20 protein-coding genes and 1 pseudogene are annotated in these 14,190 nt (G+C 49.2%); 19 read left to right on the top strand and 2 right to left on the bottom strand.

Annotated features, from left to right (window positions below):
* Nucleotides 1–29 precede the first annotated feature (29 nt).
* A complete protein-coding gene (locus tag JK198_RS04720) occupies nt 30–575 on the top strand; it encodes a KilA-N domain-containing protein (RefSeq protein ID WP_212710000.1) in 546 nt (181 codons plus the stop codon).
* Nucleotides 576–668: 93 nt separating this feature from the next.
* On the opposite strand, the gene JK198_RS04725 is transcribed toward JK198_RS04720, so the two are convergent.
* On the bottom strand, nt 669–1,001 hold the full coding sequence (locus JK198_RS04725; RefSeq protein WP_212709999.1) for a hypothetical protein: 333 nt from the start codon (nt 999–1,001) through the stop codon (nt 669–671).
* A 740-nt stretch (nt 1,002–1,741) separates the two neighbouring features.
* Here JK198_RS04725 and JK198_RS16770 point away from each other — a divergent pair.
* A pseudogene (locus tag JK198_RS16770) lies at nt 1,742–2,057 on the top strand (terminase small subunit); the annotation flags it as partial.
* Here the strand turns inward: JK198_RS16770 and JK198_RS04730 are convergent.
* Nucleotides 2,055–2,609, bottom strand: a complete 555-nt coding sequence (locus JK198_RS04730; protein WP_212709998.1) for a hypothetical protein — start codon at nt 2,607–2,609, stop codon at nt 2,055–2,057. The pseudogene JK198_RS16770 and the gene JK198_RS04730 sit on opposite strands and share 3 nt — an antisense overlap.
* Nucleotides 2,610–2,632: 23 nt before the next feature.
* Here JK198_RS04730 and JK198_RS04735 point away from each other — a divergent pair, with 23 nt between their 5' ends.
* The 17 genes from JK198_RS04735 (at nt 2,633) to JK198_RS04815 (ending at nt 14,182) form a co-directional block, all read left to right on the top strand.
* Nucleotides 2,633–3,196 (top strand): terminase small subunit, encoded by a 564-nt coding sequence (locus JK198_RS04735; protein ID WP_212709997.1) that lies wholly within the window; start codon nt 2,633–2,635, stop codon nt 3,194–3,196.
* Nucleotides 3,162–4,637, top strand: a complete 1,476-nt coding sequence (locus JK198_RS04740) for a terminase (RefSeq protein WP_212709996.1) — start codon at nt 3,162–3,164, stop codon at nt 4,635–4,637. Before JK198_RS04735 ends, JK198_RS04740 begins: the two co-directional genes overlap by 35 nt.
* Nucleotides 4,638–4,648: 11 nt before the next feature.
* Entirely contained in the window at nt 4,649–6,094 is a 1,446-nt protein-coding gene (locus JK198_RS04745) for a phage portal protein (RefSeq protein ID WP_349290179.1), read from the top strand.
* Nucleotides 6,054–7,046, top strand: a complete 993-nt coding sequence (locus JK198_RS04750) for a phage minor head protein (protein ID WP_249213263.1) — start codon at nt 6,054–6,056, stop codon at nt 7,044–7,046. The genes JK198_RS04745 and JK198_RS04750 overlap by 41 nt, the downstream gene beginning before the upstream one ends.
* Before the next feature lie 19 nt (nt 7,047–7,065).
* A complete protein-coding gene (locus JK198_RS04755) occupies nt 7,066–8,268 on the top strand; it encodes a DUF2213 domain-containing protein (protein ID WP_212709995.1) in 1,203 nt (400 codons plus the stop codon).
* Nucleotides 8,269–8,274: 6 nt separating this feature from the next.
* Nucleotides 8,275–8,742, top strand: a complete 468-nt coding sequence (locus JK198_RS04760) for a hypothetical protein (RefSeq protein ID WP_212709994.1) — start codon at nt 8,275–8,277, stop codon at nt 8,740–8,742.
* 10 nt (nt 8,743–8,752) lie between these two features.
* On the top strand, nt 8,753–9,829 hold the full coding sequence (locus tag JK198_RS04765; protein ID WP_212709993.1) for a major capsid protein: 1,077 nt from the start codon (nt 8,753–8,755) through the stop codon (nt 9,827–9,829).
* A 9-nt stretch (nt 9,830–9,838) separates the two neighbouring features.
* Nucleotides 9,839–10,201: a hypothetical protein gene (locus JK198_RS04770; RefSeq protein ID WP_212709992.1), complete on the top strand. Its 363-nt coding sequence runs from the start codon at nt 9,839–9,841 to the stop codon at nt 10,199–10,201.
* Nucleotides 10,202–10,203: 2 nt separating this feature from the next.
* On the top strand, nt 10,204–10,581 hold the full coding sequence (locus tag JK198_RS04775) for a hypothetical protein (protein WP_212709991.1): 378 nt from the start codon (nt 10,204–10,206) through the stop codon (nt 10,579–10,581).
* Nucleotides 10,581–10,751, top strand: coding sequence for a hypothetical protein (locus JK198_RS04780; protein ID WP_212709990.1), 171 nt, complete (start codon nt 10,581–10,583; stop codon nt 10,749–10,751). Before JK198_RS04775 ends, JK198_RS04780 begins: the two co-directional genes overlap by 1 nt.
* Nucleotides 10,748–11,095, top strand: coding sequence for a hypothetical protein (locus tag JK198_RS04785; protein ID WP_212709989.1), 348 nt, complete (start codon nt 10,748–10,750; stop codon nt 11,093–11,095). The genes JK198_RS04780 and JK198_RS04785 overlap by 4 nt, the downstream gene beginning before the upstream one ends.
* Nucleotide 11,096: 1 nt before the next feature.
* Complete coding sequence (locus tag JK198_RS04790; protein ID WP_212709988.1) at nt 11,097–11,495, top strand: HK97 gp10 family phage protein; 399 nt, start codon at nt 11,097–11,099, stop codon at nt 11,493–11,495.
* Nucleotides 11,492–11,881 (top strand): hypothetical protein, encoded by a 390-nt coding sequence (locus JK198_RS04795; protein WP_212709987.1) that lies wholly within the window; start codon nt 11,492–11,494, stop codon nt 11,879–11,881. The genes JK198_RS04790 and JK198_RS04795 overlap by 4 nt, the downstream gene beginning before the upstream one ends.
* 64 nt (nt 11,882–11,945) lie before the next feature.
* Complete coding sequence (locus JK198_RS04800) at nt 11,946–12,689, top strand: phage tail protein (protein ID WP_212709986.1); 744 nt, start codon at nt 11,946–11,948, stop codon at nt 12,687–12,689.
* A gap of 53 nt (nt 12,690–12,742) precedes the next feature.
* Entirely contained in the window at nt 12,743–13,411 is a 669-nt protein-coding gene (locus tag JK198_RS04805) for a DUF6246 family protein (RefSeq protein WP_212709985.1), read from the top strand.
* A gap of 180 nt (nt 13,412–13,591) precedes the next feature.
* Nucleotides 13,592–13,888, top strand: coding sequence for a DUF1902 domain-containing protein (locus JK198_RS04810; RefSeq protein ID WP_212709984.1), 297 nt, complete (start codon nt 13,592–13,594; stop codon nt 13,886–13,888).
* Nucleotides 13,889–13,897: 9 nt separating this feature from the next.
* Nucleotides 13,898–14,182 (top strand): type II toxin-antitoxin system HicA family toxin, encoded by a 285-nt coding sequence (locus JK198_RS04815; RefSeq protein ID WP_212709983.1) that lies wholly within the window; start codon nt 13,898–13,900, stop codon nt 14,180–14,182.
* Nucleotides 14,183–14,190 lie beyond the last annotated feature (8 nt).

Here is a 14,190-nt window from a genome sequence, read left to right on the forward strand (position 1 = left end):
AGGTTCATCTCAAAGTAAGGATGTACGCTATGCAATACCCAACAGTAAAAGTGAATGGCATTTCAGTACGTGTAGATGAAGACGGGCGATATTGCCTGAATGATTTGCACGCCGCCGCCGTTAAAAATGGTGAGGCAACTGAATCTCAGAAGCCCGGTAAGTTCATTCGAAGTGCATCCGTCCAGCGTTTCATTCGCGCACTTGAAAGGCGGGGACAAAAACGTCCCCATGATAAAAGTCAAGTGGTTTTGATAGTTGAAGGTGGCGTTAACAAAGGGATTTGGGGCGTAGAGATGATTGCCGTGCGGTATGCAGCATGGATCAAGCCTGAGTTTGAGATTGACGTCTACAACACGTTCATTGAAAGCAGAACCAATGCACTGGACATACTTAACCAGCTTAACCGTCTGGATTATCTGATATCTGGTGAAACCAAAGAGATTAGCCAGTGTGCAAGAAAAATGGGGAAATGGGGATCAGGCGGAAGAAAGGCGTTGCTGAATGAGGCCCGTCAAAACCTCATCGACCAGATAGACCCTGACATGGTTGCTTTGATGGATAAGGCAGTTGTGTGACCCGCGAAAAGTTGCGGGTTAAACCGAGAGCCACTTTCACAACGGCTCTCTGCATCACAAGACGAGCTTTAGAGTATTCCCCGTAATGATTGCTTAATTATGGTGAGGTAGAATAACAGCTGAACAAGTTACTACGGCCCCAATAAATTTAGCGAAAAAGACGAAGTAATCTTTATGCTTGAGCTCTTCAAAATCCGCCGCCTCGATTGCTGCTTGAAGTATTCCATACATAGCTAATGTGATGGCAAAGATTTTGGTAACCGAAGTATTTACCTTTAACCCCCAAAGTCCGAAGAAAAATACAACAATTGTCACTAATGTTAGGAGGATATTCTTGTTTGTCATTGTTGTCTTTTTTGTCTTGTTTGTGTTGTTTGTGTTGTTTGTGTTGTTTGTCTTTTTTGTCTTTTTTGTCTTTTTTGTCATTACTTAACCTTATTTGATTATTTTTAACTAAATCGCAATAAATCGGCGGAAGCCGTCCAAATTTTTGACGACGATTAATATCAACCATTCATAAGAAAAACTAAAGAGAATTTATGTGGTAAAGCAGATGGGTAATCGCCTTTCTCAAGGCGATATCATGTGTGGGAGCTATGTGCGTTTCTGAGACGCAACACACTTGTCTTGAAGGCTCTTCATTGCATCAGGTGACATGGGGGCGGTCATCATCTGCTGGTAAGTCATACACTCTGGAGTTGTTTCCTCGTGATTTTTCTCATGAGCACATGCGGTAAGAGATACGGATACTAAAAGTAAAATAGTAAATCTAATCAAATCAGCCTCCTCAGTTTAGAGGGAGTATAGCCCCTGTATTACCATGCAACCAGTTTGAAGGTCTTCTCCCTCTAATGCTCAGAATTATCTCCTGAAGGCGTTGCGATATCTCTTTTTATCCCGGAAGGCAGAAAACCCGAAGTAGATTGCGATGATGATCAGAATGGCAGCAGACAGCAATAGCATTAAGTTATTCATTTTGTTCTTAAAACAAATTTTTCGTTGCATGTTTATATTAGAATATTTAACCAATATCAACACAATAAAACCAGGTGGTAGCATAATATTGATAAATATCAATTTTTTGAGGTTAAATAATCTCAATTAATTGTAATTTAACAACATTTAAATATTCGCTTAGCTGCCAGGCCAAGTATTGAGGAGCAGAAATGGCAAAGCCGGATTGGAGCGAGCTTCAAGATCGGTTCCTGTCCGAACATGCCGAATCCGGCGTATCACCGAAAGAGTGGTGTGAGTCGCAGGGGCTGAACTATGCAACTGCTCGCCGATACATAAAGAAACCTGCGCAGAGTGCTAAAGCTGGAGTGCGCAGAAGCCCTGACTGAAAGTGATGAACTGACCAGTAAGCAGCAGATGTTTGTTGCGGAGTAGCTGAAAGACAACAATGCGACACAGGCTGCTGCCCGCTCAGGCTATAGTGACCCAAACTATGGCCGGCAACTCATAGCGAATCCTAACATCTCATTCATAATTCCCAACAGTAACGTGCGTTGCTCTTCGGATTAACGCTAAAACTAGTATCATCAATTTTATCCGCTTTGGAGTTTCTTCGCTGGTCAGACTGTATGATCTTTTACTGCCTTCGTCTGGGTAAAAGTACTCAGCCTTCTCCTCTTCAATGGCATTGGTAGCAAAGGTATCTATTTTGCTTACCTGAGTTTTAAGAGAATCAAGGATTGGGTCAGTAATAAAGTCTTGCTCAATTCGGTGAGCTAGTTTGTTCCTCATTCCATTAAGCTTTTCTAGTGCGCGATATGCGGGAATGGGCAACCCTAGCTTTTGGGCTAATCCAAGTTTGGAGTGGTAATTTAGCTTAAGTGTTATTTTATCATCGGGCTCGACTGAGAATAATTCTGATTTACCAATGGCTGAGCATATAAAAGCCTCAAGAAAAGACTCTGTGACTAAGTGCATGCGTAATACGACTCCGATGTCATCAGTGCTTGCAGATGAAGAAATAATCGCATTTGCTACTGAAGCACTGCCAAAAAGCTGTTGAAATATTTCTCTATTCATATTAATCCCTTAGTAGGTTAAGTATGGCACTCACCGACAAACAAGAAATGTTCTGTCGCGAGTACCTCATCGATTTGAACGCCACACAAGCGGCCATTCGGGCGGGGTACAGCGATAATACCGCCCGTAAGATTGGTAGTGAGAACCTCACAAAACCAGACATCCAAAATAGAATCGCCGAACTCAAGGCGGAGCGCAACGAGCAGGTGAATATCGATGCTGCTTATGTGCTGCGTCGCCTGGTTGAGATAGACCAGATGGATGTGCTGGATATTTTGAATGATGATGGCGGTATCAAGGCTATCAGTGAATGGCCGAAGGTATGGCGAACTACACTCAGTGGATTCGATATCAATACCAGTATTACCAATTTCGATGAAACGACCATCGAGAACATCCTCAAAAAGATTAAGTGGCCAGACAAGGTTAAAAACCTTGAGCTACTCGGCAAGCATGTCGATGTGCAGGCATTCAAAGAGCAAACCAAAACTGAACACACTGTCCCTGATGAGTTTGCAGAATTAATAGCATCCATCAATGAGGGAATGAGCCATGTCAGGAAGCTACGAGGCGATAAGGGGGCTTGACCGCCTGGCAAGGATAAATTCTTTGTACTGGATAACTGACAAAAAGGGTAATGCTGTCAGGTTCCGAATGACACGGGAGCAGCTCGAATACTATGACGGGATGCATCACCGAAACATTATTCTGAAAGCCCGTCAGTTAGGTTTCACGACTGAGGTATGTATCCTGCAGCTTGATGCCGCTATTTTTGAAGATGCGAAATGTGCGTTGATAGCTCACACATTAAACGATGCTAAGCGTCTGTTCCGTGAGAAAGTTAAGTACGCATACGACAAACTCCCCAAAGTTATAGCTTCAGGCAATCCGGCCAGCAATGACGCTGCAGGTGAGTTGGTATTCAGCAAAGGTGGTTCACTCTACATCAGCACATCATTCCGTGGTGGTACGCTGCGTTATCTGCACGTTTCTGAATTCGGCAAAATATGCGCCAAGTTCCCGGACAAAGCCCGTGAGATTGTTACCGGTGCCTTTGAGGCGGTATCGACTGATTGCTTCACGACAATCGAAAGTACAGCGGAAGGGCGCGCGGGTTACTTCTTCGACTACTGCCAGACTGCTGAAAAATCCCTGATGCAGGGTAAGCCGCTATCGAACCTTGACTGGAAATTCTTTTTCTTCTCATGGTGGAAGAATCCCCTGTATGCAATCGACCCGGTAGAGCCAATCCCGCAACGCCTGAGCGATTATTTCGCTGAGATGGAGGTAAAGCACGGCATTGAGCTGAACGGACGGCAGAAAGCCTGGTATTACGCCAAAGAGAAAACTCTCGGCGATGATATGAAACGGGAATACCCGACCATCCCCGCCGAAGCATTCCAGCAGTCGGTCGAAGGCGCGTATTACGCTAAGCAATTCCGGTGGCTGTACGAGCAGGGGCGTATTTGTTCGCTGCCTGACAACTCACATCTGCCGGTACACACGTTCTGGGATATTGGTGTCGGTGATTCAACGTCTATCTGGTTCGTCCGGATAGTCGGTGAGGAATATCACATCATCGACTACTACGAAAACAGTGGTGAAGGTCTGCGGCATTACATGAAGGTGCTGAAAGACCGCGGTTATGAATACGGTGAACACTGGGGTCCGCACGATATCGATAACCGTGAATTTGGCAGTGATGCCAAATCCCGTAAAGAGATTGCGCGGGAAGGGTATGTGATCGACGGGCAGAAATACTCGATACGGTTCCAGGTGGTGCCGAAGGAGTCCGTAGCAACAGGCATAGAGTCGGCCCGTGAAATCCTGAAGCATTGCGTCTTCGACGATGTGAAGTGTGCGGATGGGATTCTCGCTCTGGAATCTTACCGCAAAGAGTGGGACGACAAGCGCGGGTGCTGGAAAGATAAACCGTATCATGACTGGACTTCACACGGCTCTGATGCCTTTCGCTATTTCGCAGTGACCAAACGTAACCGAAAACAAATCGGCGCAATATTCTTCTAAGGATAAACTCAGTGAACGAACCAAACAAAGGTGAGGTGGCATTCCTCGTCAACGCCCTTGCTGAGTCAATCGGGCGGCAACGAATGCTGTACGCCAGCCAGTTCCACGGGAATACGAAACGCACAAAGTTATGGGATGAATTCGGTTATCCCGATAGCGTCCCGTTTGACCTGTTGTATCGTGCATACCGGCGTAACTCTGCGGCATATTCCGGCATTCATAAAACGCTGGATTCCTGCTGGATAGATTTGCCAACCATTATCGAGGGTCCGGAATCAGACGAAGCGACGCAAAACACGCCGTGGGAAGTCATGATTACCCGGGTAATGAAGCGCTTCTGGGCGAAAATCAAAGATGCTGACCGGCGTAACCTCGTTGGTCGGTACTCTGCATTACTTCTGCAGATTAAAGACGGCAATGAGTGGTATAAGCCGGTTGACGTGAACGCTGTCCGTCGCCTGGGTGATAAAGCGATTGTCCGGATGATTCCCGCATGGGAGTCGCAGATTAAACCGGTCAGTTATGACATTGACACGCTATCTGATACCTACGGACAGCCGACTGAGTATCAGTTTAATGAGCAGCCTATTGACGATAACGGCTCTTACGGTCCGACACGCAGCGTTACGGTGCATCCGGATCGGGTGATTATTCTCGCCGAAGGTGCAGAAGACGAAAATATCCTGTCCGGCATCCCGCTGAACGAGGCCGGTTACAATGACCTGCTGGATATCGAGAAAACCAAAGGCGGTAGTGCTGAAGGTTTTCTGAAGAACGCCAGCCGGCAGTTGGGTATAGCGTTTGATAAGGAAACAGACCTGACAAACATTAGTCAGATGGCAAAAGATGCCGGGTATAAAGACCTCGGCGAAGCCATGAACGACAAAATGATGAAACTGAATCGCGGTACTGACTCGGCACTGGTTACTCAGTCCGGTACCACATCAGTACTGTCAGTGGCCGCAGCCGACCCCACGCCATCATGGACGGTGTCAGCAAACAGCTACGCATCAACGATTCAGTGTCCGTTCAATATCCTGTTCGGAAAGCAAACCGGCAATCTGGCATCCACTGAGGATAAATCAGCATGGGCTGTACGCTGTAATTCACGGCGTAATGGCTTCCAGTCTGATGTTGTAACAGCGGTAATCACCCGACTGTGGACTATAGGGGCTATCGATGCGCCGGCTAACGGAGAATTGACGATAACCTGGTCTGATTTACTGGCGCCGGGCGATACCGAAAAGCTGGCGAATATGTCCACCATTGCGGATGTTGCTCAGAAATCACAGGCGGCGCTGGGGCGGTCATCTATCACTGAGAATGAAATCCGTGCTGCCGGAGGACTTGAGCCGGTACCGGAAGTGACGCCGCCGGACCTGAACGTTAAACAAACCAGTAAGGACCCGCTGAATGATGACCAGAGCAATACTCAGGACGCCGGTAATACCACGTAATAAAGCTGACCCGACACAATCATCACGCCAGGTCAGCCGGATGTTTAACGACATCGAAACGCGCTACCTCGGCATTAAGACTGACCTCAAATCGCTGTTTGACCTGCAGCTTACCGGCTCAGAAGTACAGACCAACTCCCTGCAGGGTTATCTGGCCTGCAACAACGAAAACGGACCCGCCACGCTGTTTCAGGTGAATATCGGAAAGTACCTCTACGACATGACCGCCGCAAAGCTGGCAAGCCTGTTACAGAGCGCTCAGGCGATTCTGGATAAATGGTTGCTACAGGGTGGTGAGCAAAACGTATGGGCGATGGGTTATGTGCAGGATGAATATGAGCGCGGCACGCAAATGGCCGTCAGCAATCTGTCGGTACAGTCAGCCGTTTACGAGCAGCAGGTAACACTGGCCGACCGGTTATCATCGCCTGGTGTGCTGAACCAGATAGCCAGTGCGCAGGTATCTACGTACAGCGACTGGAAAGGCATCAGCGATAAAGCCCGCGCTGATTTGTCCGGTGTCATAACTGATGCTGTGGCGCGTGGCATCAATCCGCGTGAAACGGCTCAAATAGTCAGCAAGCGGCTCGACGTTTCAATGAGCAGTGCAAAGAACATCGCTCAGACGGAGCAGGTCGGGGCACTTCGTAACGCCCAGCGGACAGAAACAGTCTGGTCCCGCGATACTCTCGGCCTGAATACCAAAATGCTGCACCTGTCAGCACTCAAGCCAACGTCCCGCGCATGGCATGTTGCCCGCCACGGTCACACGTATACGCCGGAAGAAATCGAAGAGTGGTATTCGCAGAACGGCAATCGCTATAACTGCTACTGCAGCCAGATACCGGTGATTCTGGATGATGACGGGGAGATAGTTAACCCCGGCATGGTCGAGCGTCTGGCGAAAGAGCGGGAGCAGTGGCAGTCAGTCTCCCATAAACCCAAAAAGTAACCACCAGTGAGGACTCAGCATGTCACGCAACTGCGTAAACGTGCTGTCGGTCATTAACTCCGCTTCAAATATCTCAACTGAAACCATCAACGGACGCGATCACATCATCGTGCGCGGCATCACGCCAGTTGTTGATGATATTGTGATGAACCGGAAGTTGTACCCGGCAGCAGAAATAAGCAAGGGCTATAAAACGCTCGAACGAAACCCGATGCCGCTCGGTCATCCCAAAATCGACGGTAAGCACATTTCAGCGCGTGATGTACAGGCCGTTAATCAGTTCCATGTCGGAGCCTGGCTGCAGAACGTGAACCACTCAGGCGGCAAGGTAACCGGCGATATGTACGTTGACCGCCGCTATGCCGAAGGTTCTGAGCATGGCAAGCGTCTGCTTGAACGCCTGGACGATATGGCTGCCGGTAAAAATACTGAGCCGGTGCATATATCAACCGGCCTGATGTACTCCGGAATCGCTGCCAACGGCGAATCCAAGGGCAAAAAGTACAACGAGATTGCGACAAACATGGACTTTGACCATGTGGCCGTGCTTCTCGATGAACCTGGTGCCGGTACTCCTGCAGAGGGTGTCGGAATCTTCGTTAACTCAGACGGCACCGAGCAGGAAATCGAAGTTGTGAACCTGTCAGATGCCGACATTCCCGATCCAAACGACCCCGTTAAATCATTTTTCAACCAGCTAAAGGCGTTTTTCAGCGCCAACAGCAAACAATCCGATGAAGGAAACGACCCGATGAAAGAACTCATCACCAACGCGCTGAAAGCAAAAGGCATCGAAACCGAAGGTAAATCGGATGCTGAACTGATGGACGCGTACAACAAGGCCATGACCGATGATGCTGCCAAAAAGGAGGAAACGCCGGAAGAAAAGGCGGTCCGTCTGAAGAAGGAGGCTGACGACAAAGCAGCAGCTGATAAAGCCACGGGTACTGCGACCAATACCGAAGAAGTTCCCGCCTGGGCTAAGTCGCTGACCGAAAAAGTTGAATCTCTGACCATTCAGGTTAATGCCGGCCAGGAATCAGAAAAAACCACCATGCGCACAGCGGTTAAGGCCAAATTCGGCATGACGGACGTTGCGGTCAATGCGCTGGACGGTGAGCCACTGAAAGAGCTGTACGCACAATGTGCCACTTCACACGGCCTGATCGGTGCTTTCAACCACTCAACCGACACCAAATCAATCTCAGAAATGCCGGAGTAATGACAAATGGCTAAAGACGGTAAACACGTAATTCACGCTGGCGGCATTTTCGCTAATCCGCTGCTTCACCGCGGAGGTGCGGCAGCCGCCGCAACACAACCTGGCACTGTTGGTTATTTCGATGCCGGTAAATTTACTGCATCAGTGGCGGGTGAAGAATCGGCAATTTTGTACGTTGCCAACTTCGATTACCTGCGCTGCAAAACGGTCGATGACACCATTGCTGCAGGTGACTTTGTCGTGGCTATTCAGCCGCAGTCAGGCATGTTCCTGAATATTCCTGCAGCGGCCGGTACGTACACCAAAGGTCAGGCTGTCGCAGTGGCTAATGGCCAGATTAAAGCAGCCTCCGCTGGAACTCCTGCAGATGGTGATACTCCGGCAGTGGCCGCTGACACTGTTTTCGCTTATGTCGAAGAAGATACCGCGCTGACAGCAGTGGCGGGTGATCTGGTTCGCGTAGTATTCAAATAAGGATAACTGAATGTTTGTATTCTCGAAGTCTATTGGCGAAAAGACCAATAACCTGGCTGTTAACAGCTATCAGTTCGCGCAACTGAACCAGGAGCGACACGCCGCAATGAACCATCAGGGCGTGAACGTGATGGAAGAAATTGCCAATCGCGTGAATATTGCCTCAGAGCTGAACGGTATCAATGCCGTACGCTCTCCGGCCGATCTGTATAAAACGTTCGATCAGACCGTGCTGGCACAGTTCACCAATCAGGACGAGTTCACACTCCTGAATGACCTGACGCCGCTGTCACGCTCCGTACGCATTAATGCCACCGTGTACGAATACGCGAAGTCTGGCGGTAAAATGTGGGGGCATACCTCAATGTCCGGCCAGATTGGTGCTGCGCTGGATGCCACTGCGTACACCTACGATGGCACCATGGTCCCGGTGCATGATACCGGCTTTAAGTTCAACTGGCGTGATGGCCGGCTGAACAACCCTGATGCATTCGATGTGATTTCTGATGCTCAGGCAGAATCCACGGCTCAGATTCGCCGGACCTTTGTGGATTACATCTTCAATGGCTTCCGTGACAGTGAAGGCAACTACGTTCAGTTCGACGGTAAAACGTGGAAGGGCCTGAAAGCCGATGAACGTGTTGCTCAGGTCACGCTGACTACCAACCTGGCAACTGCCACCGATCCGAAAGCCATCCGTGCTCAGGCAATCGCATTGCGCGATGTAGTTCGCGTAACCAACCTGCAATACGGCAATCAGACCTGGTATGTGTCTCAGGACATCATGTCCAACTTGGAGCAGTATTTCAGTGACAATTATGCAGCACCAACACTGTACGAAGAGCTGCTGAAACTGTCCGGTATTGCTGCGATTAAAGTTGATGCTCAGCTTACCGGCAACCAGTTGCTGATTGTCCCGTTACAGTCCGGTGTTATCGCGCCGATCGTCGGCCAGGCATTCGGTACCGTTGCTGACCCGCGTCCGTTCTATAACAGTGATTATGTCTGGCGCACCTGGGGTGCTGCTGGCCTGATGGTGAAAACCGATATTCAGGGTCACTTCTCTGTCGTCTACGCTCACAGCTAAGGATAAATCATGGCACTCGTAAAGATTCTGGCTTCAAATCTCTTTGCCGGTGCCAGCCTCCGTAAACTGGAAGCTGGCAAAACCTATGATGTTGATGACTCACTGGCCGATAAGTGGATTGCGGCAGGCAAGGCTGAGAAATCGACGGAGAAGAAAGGCGACAAGCTGGTGACCACTGTTTCACCGGCGAACTCAACCGTAACAGACTCTTCAGCCATTCAGGCCAAACTTGATGCTGCGCTGGCTCAGGTTAGTGAACTGACCGATGCCGCTGCAGCAAAAGAGACTGAGCATGCTGCTGCACTTGAAGCCGAAAAGACCCGCGCTGACACCGCAGAAGCAGCGCTGGCCGAAGCAACCAAAGGTAAATAATCATGGCAGCCCAAATCACGCTTGATGACGTAAAACCGATGATGGCTGAATTGGGCTTCACGGTACCGGATGCAGTTCTGACTCTGTTGCTTGAACAGGTCAGTGCATCCTCTGCCTGTATGGACGGGGCCGGATATTCAGACAGTCTGCAAAAACTGCTGCTTATCTACGCCGTGTTGCGTCTCGCGGCCCTGTCTGGTGCCCGTAAAATATCATCACAATCTGCACCTTCCGGTGCTTCACGGTCTTTCACTTATGATGCTGCCGGCACTGATTACCTGTTGAAACAAATCAGGGCGTGGGATACCAATGGCTGTTTATCTGGCCTGCCACTCAGCAGCAACCAGGTGGGATTCTTTGATGTTGTCGGGGGATGCTGATGATTTGGAATGATATCGCTGACCGGTTACCAAAACCGCTTGAGCGGGTATGGGTTGAAACCGACACCGGCAGGAAAACCACGGCCTATCTGAAATCAGTCGGAGACTGGTTCCTGTTCTGCCGGAAGATTGCTGAAACCGGTGCAAAGGTGGTGAGGTGGCGGGAATGAGCGAGGCGTCAAACTGGTCATACACGGCCCCGTGTACCATCTGGCGTAATCTCGGGCTTGATGAATATGGTGATTATCTGGGGTTCTCCGCACCTGAAATCATCATGGCCGACTATCAGGGCGGGTTGTCCGCGAAGATTGGCGACATTGGCACGGAACAGGTCGTTAAAAACACGTTCTGGTCAGAGTTTGCCACTGCATCCAAGGGTGATTACATCCTGATAGGTCAGTCTGCGGAGTCTGATCCGGTGGCCGCAGGTGCCGATGAGGTAATGCAGGTCATCCGGTATGCAGATACTTTCGACCGGCTTGCTGATGATTATGCCATTCTGACGGGGGTCTGATATGGGGATTAAGGTAAGAGGCATACAAGCATCAAAAAAGGGGCTTGATGCACTGGTTAATGATATTCAGGGCAGAAGGGCACCAAGGGCTGCTATGGCTGCACTGGATGTTATCGGATTAGAGGCTGCGACAATAACCCCAGTAGAGACCTCTACTCTCATTAACTCCCAGTTCAGGGAGGTAATGGTTAACGGAACATTGGTTACTGGGAGGGTCGGATATTCTGCCAATTACGCTGTTTATGTCCATAACGCGCCTGGAAAACTAAAAGGAAGGCCAAGATCGTCAGGGGATGGAAACTATTGGGACACCAACGGGGAGCCCCGGTTCTTAACCGTTGGGGCAGAGAGGACAGAAGAAACAGTCGCTGCCGTTGTGCATAAGGAAATGTCCCGATGAATCCCCCAATGCATAAACGGGTCCGTAACCTGTTGGTTGATGCCGGATTCACTACCGGATATACCATCCAGTCGCTGGTATGGGCTGATTCCGGAAAACTAACCGACAGGTTCATTGTGGTCCGGCCAAACGGTGGCAGCAATATTGACCGTGATTTTGGTGCTGAATATTACGTGATGGTTGATGTGATTACCGGTAAGAACACCGGCGACTATGCCAAATCAGAAACCGATGTTCAGGCCATCATCGACTATATCCAGCAAAACCCGCTATCTGATTCCTGTGTGGGCCAGATAACAAACATGGGTGGTATTCCTTCACCGGTACAGACAACAGAAGGCCGCCTTGTGTGGCGATTGCAGTTTGTCTGCACCTATGGGGAATAACCCGAACAAAACCGAACAGGTCGCTATTTGGCGGCCTTTTTTTATGCTCAAAAGAGGCTAAGAAATGGCTCATTGTACCACTGATAATACCAAGCTGTTTGGCCGTGCCGTCATTCTTGAAGTGGCTGACGGTTGCGCTGACACAATCCCTGCTGAATCGGAGTTTATGCTCCTGGCGGCCGGCACATCAAAAACCTTCGACATGAACCCTAATACCACCAACTCATCAGCCGATGATACCAAAGGCTGGGTAGAGAACGTTGTCACCTCGAATGACCTGACATTGTCATTTGAAGGTGAAGTCCGGGTTAACGATAAATCCGACCAGTACGGCGTGTACAAATTCATTAAGTATTACGTCAATGAAGTGAATGCCGCCCGCCAGCCGACACTGTGGGTCCGGATGTACTTCGGTCAGATCATGATTCAGGCCTACATGGTCATTACTGCACTGAGTAATGATGGCGGTACCGATGACATTGTGACATTCTCGACAGAATTCAAAGTTGCTGATGGATCGACTGTGTCGATTGATGACATTGATGATACTGTAGCCGTTACTGGTGTCACTGTGGCACCGACCACTGCAAGTATCGCTGTTGGGGCAACCCGCCAGCTGACAGCCTCTGTTGCACCGACTGATGCAACCAATCAGGCAGTAACCTGGTCAACTTCTGATGCGACGGTAGCAACCGTAAGCGGCAGTGGCCTGGTTACGGGTGTTAAAGCCGGTACTGCAACTATCACCTCTACAACTGCCGACGGTGCGAAAACCGCTACCTGCACAATCACAATTACAGCAGCGTAACCAATCCAAAGGGTGGTTTCGACTGCCCTTGATATTGATTATGAGGCTGACCAATGACACCAATTAAGGAAATCGGGGAGTGCGTTATATCTGTGGGTGATACGGATTACTTTTTCCGACCGTCATTCTCTAACATGACTAAAATCGGCACTCCGGAGGATATAGTTTCGACGTTCTACGCGCTGCACAATGACAACCTGAGTCAGTTAATAGCCAGAGCTTTGTCGGTGTTCCGCAGCCTGCCTGAATGGTTTGTGAGATATCTGAATAATTCTGCAGAGGGTAAAGCGGCATTTGTGGCCGCCGTGGCTGTCATGGATGCATGTTGTGATATGGATGCCGCGGCACTGACCGGCGAGATAGTCCCGTCACGAACAGGCAAGCGTTCATTCGTCTGGCGAAAAGGGCTGCTCGATGCTAATGACCTGATAGTGATTGCCTCTGAGCTGATTGTTCACGGCATCATCGGCAGAGCGAAGGTCAGGCAGTTACAGCGGCATGAGTCCAAATCAACGGTTAAAGAGTTCCGGGCGGTTGAATACATTAACGCTGCCAGAAATCATTTTGGTATGGCCCGCAGTGAAGCCGAAAGTCTGACAATGACTGAGTTTATCCTGTTACTGAACGCCAAATACCCAGAGCAAAAAGGCTTCACCCGCGAAGAATATGACAAGGTGGTTGATGATTACTTTGCTATGAAAGAGAAGCGGCTGAAGGGGTAACATGGTGTGGCTCATTTTGTGCCATTGTGGTTCGCGGTGGTTCGTAAATGTACAACCAGGCACTTGCCCAAAAATGGTAATGGCACTAAGATGAAATCAGTTTGACTCATGAGTCAAACATAGCGCTCAATTGATTTTGGGGTCGTATATTACCAGACAGGTAATTTCGGAGATTTTATAATGAAAACCCTACGTTGCATGGCTTATCGACAGGATGGTGTCTTTGTTGCCGTCTGCCTTGATTTGTCTTTAGCAGCACAGGCAGATTCAATGCAGGAAGCCACTGATAAGTTGGAGTCGCAGGTTCACGATTATCTCGAGGAGGTTTTCTCTGAGCCTGAGTATGCCAAACAGATGCTTAACCGCAAAGCTCCCTTCACCTTATGGGTGAAGTACTGGCTCATCGCATTCAGAATGATGTTCAAAAAACAATCCAATCTGGCATTGTTTAGCGAACCTTGCAAAGTTCATGCGTGAGGTCTTTGAATGTTTGGCAGGAAGCTTAGCCCCCTAAAGTACACTGAGGTTGTAAAGGGCCTTCAGATTCTTGGCTTTGAGATGAAGGTTAAAACCGGAACATCTCACGAGCAATGGATAAGGAAGACCGAGAGCACGAAGCATGTTGTTACAGTGGATAAGCATCACGCGCCATTCTCAAGGGATTTGATAAAATCCATGGCTAAGCAAGCGGGTATAGATTCCCGAAAATTCCACTCACTATGTCGAGGTGAATGTAGCATCGAAGACATAGGATTATACCCTGCCGAATAAAGCCACCT

The organism is Tatumella sp. JGM91 (assembly GCF_018257575.1).
Classification (GTDB): domain Bacteria; phylum Pseudomonadota; class Gammaproteobacteria; order Enterobacterales; family Enterobacteriaceae; genus Tatumella; species Tatumella punctata.

Excerpts from the sequence above, each read along its gene's own strand:
- JK198_RS04720 (WP_212710000.1), top strand. The coding sequence starts at position 30 with ATGCAATACCCAACAGTAAAAGTGAATGGCATTTCAGTACGTGTAGAT.
- JK198_RS04725 (WP_212709999.1), bottom strand. The coding sequence starts at position 1,001 with ATGACAAAAAAGACAAAAAAGACAAAAAAGACAAACAACACAAACAAC.
- JK198_RS04730 (WP_212709998.1), bottom strand. The coding sequence starts at position 2,609 with ATGAATAGAGAAATATTTCAACAGCTTTTTGGCAGTGCTTCAGTAGCA.
- JK198_RS04735 (WP_212709997.1), top strand. The coding sequence starts at position 2,633 with ATGGCACTCACCGACAAACAAGAAATGTTCTGTCGCGAGTACCTCATC.
- JK198_RS04740 (WP_212709996.1), top strand. The coding sequence starts at position 3,162 with ATGTCAGGAAGCTACGAGGCGATAAGGGGGCTTGACCGCCTGGCAAGG.
- JK198_RS04750 (WP_249213263.1), top strand. The coding sequence starts at position 6,054 with ATGACCAGAGCAATACTCAGGACGCCGGTAATACCACGTAATAAAGCT.
- JK198_RS04755 (WP_212709995.1), top strand. The coding sequence starts at position 7,066 with ATGTCACGCAACTGCGTAAACGTGCTGTCGGTCATTAACTCCGCTTCA.
- JK198_RS04760 (WP_212709994.1), top strand. The coding sequence starts at position 8,275 with ATGGCTAAAGACGGTAAACACGTAATTCACGCTGGCGGCATTTTCGCT.
- JK198_RS04765 (WP_212709993.1), top strand. The coding sequence starts at position 8,753 with ATGTTTGTATTCTCGAAGTCTATTGGCGAAAAGACCAATAACCTGGCT.
- JK198_RS04770 (WP_212709992.1), top strand. The coding sequence starts at position 9,839 with ATGGCACTCGTAAAGATTCTGGCTTCAAATCTCTTTGCCGGTGCCAGC.
- JK198_RS04775 (WP_212709991.1), top strand. The coding sequence starts at position 10,204 with ATGGCAGCCCAAATCACGCTTGATGACGTAAAACCGATGATGGCTGAA.
- JK198_RS04780 (WP_212709990.1), top strand. The coding sequence starts at position 10,581 with ATGATTTGGAATGATATCGCTGACCGGTTACCAAAACCGCTTGAGCGG.
- JK198_RS04785 (WP_212709989.1), top strand. The coding sequence starts at position 10,748 with ATGAGCGAGGCGTCAAACTGGTCATACACGGCCCCGTGTACCATCTGG.
- JK198_RS04790 (WP_212709988.1), top strand. The coding sequence starts at position 11,097 with ATGGGGATTAAGGTAAGAGGCATACAAGCATCAAAAAAGGGGCTTGAT.
- JK198_RS04795 (WP_212709987.1), top strand. The coding sequence starts at position 11,492 with ATGAATCCCCCAATGCATAAACGGGTCCGTAACCTGTTGGTTGATGCC.
- JK198_RS04800 (WP_212709986.1), top strand. The coding sequence starts at position 11,946 with ATGGCTCATTGTACCACTGATAATACCAAGCTGTTTGGCCGTGCCGTC.
- JK198_RS04805 (WP_212709985.1), top strand. The coding sequence starts at position 12,743 with ATGACACCAATTAAGGAAATCGGGGAGTGCGTTATATCTGTGGGTGAT.
- JK198_RS04810 (WP_212709984.1), top strand. The coding sequence starts at position 13,592 with ATGAAAACCCTACGTTGCATGGCTTATCGACAGGATGGTGTCTTTGTT.
- JK198_RS04815 (WP_212709983.1), top strand. The coding sequence starts at position 13,898 with ATGTTTGGCAGGAAGCTTAGCCCCCTAAAGTACACTGAGGTTGTAAAG.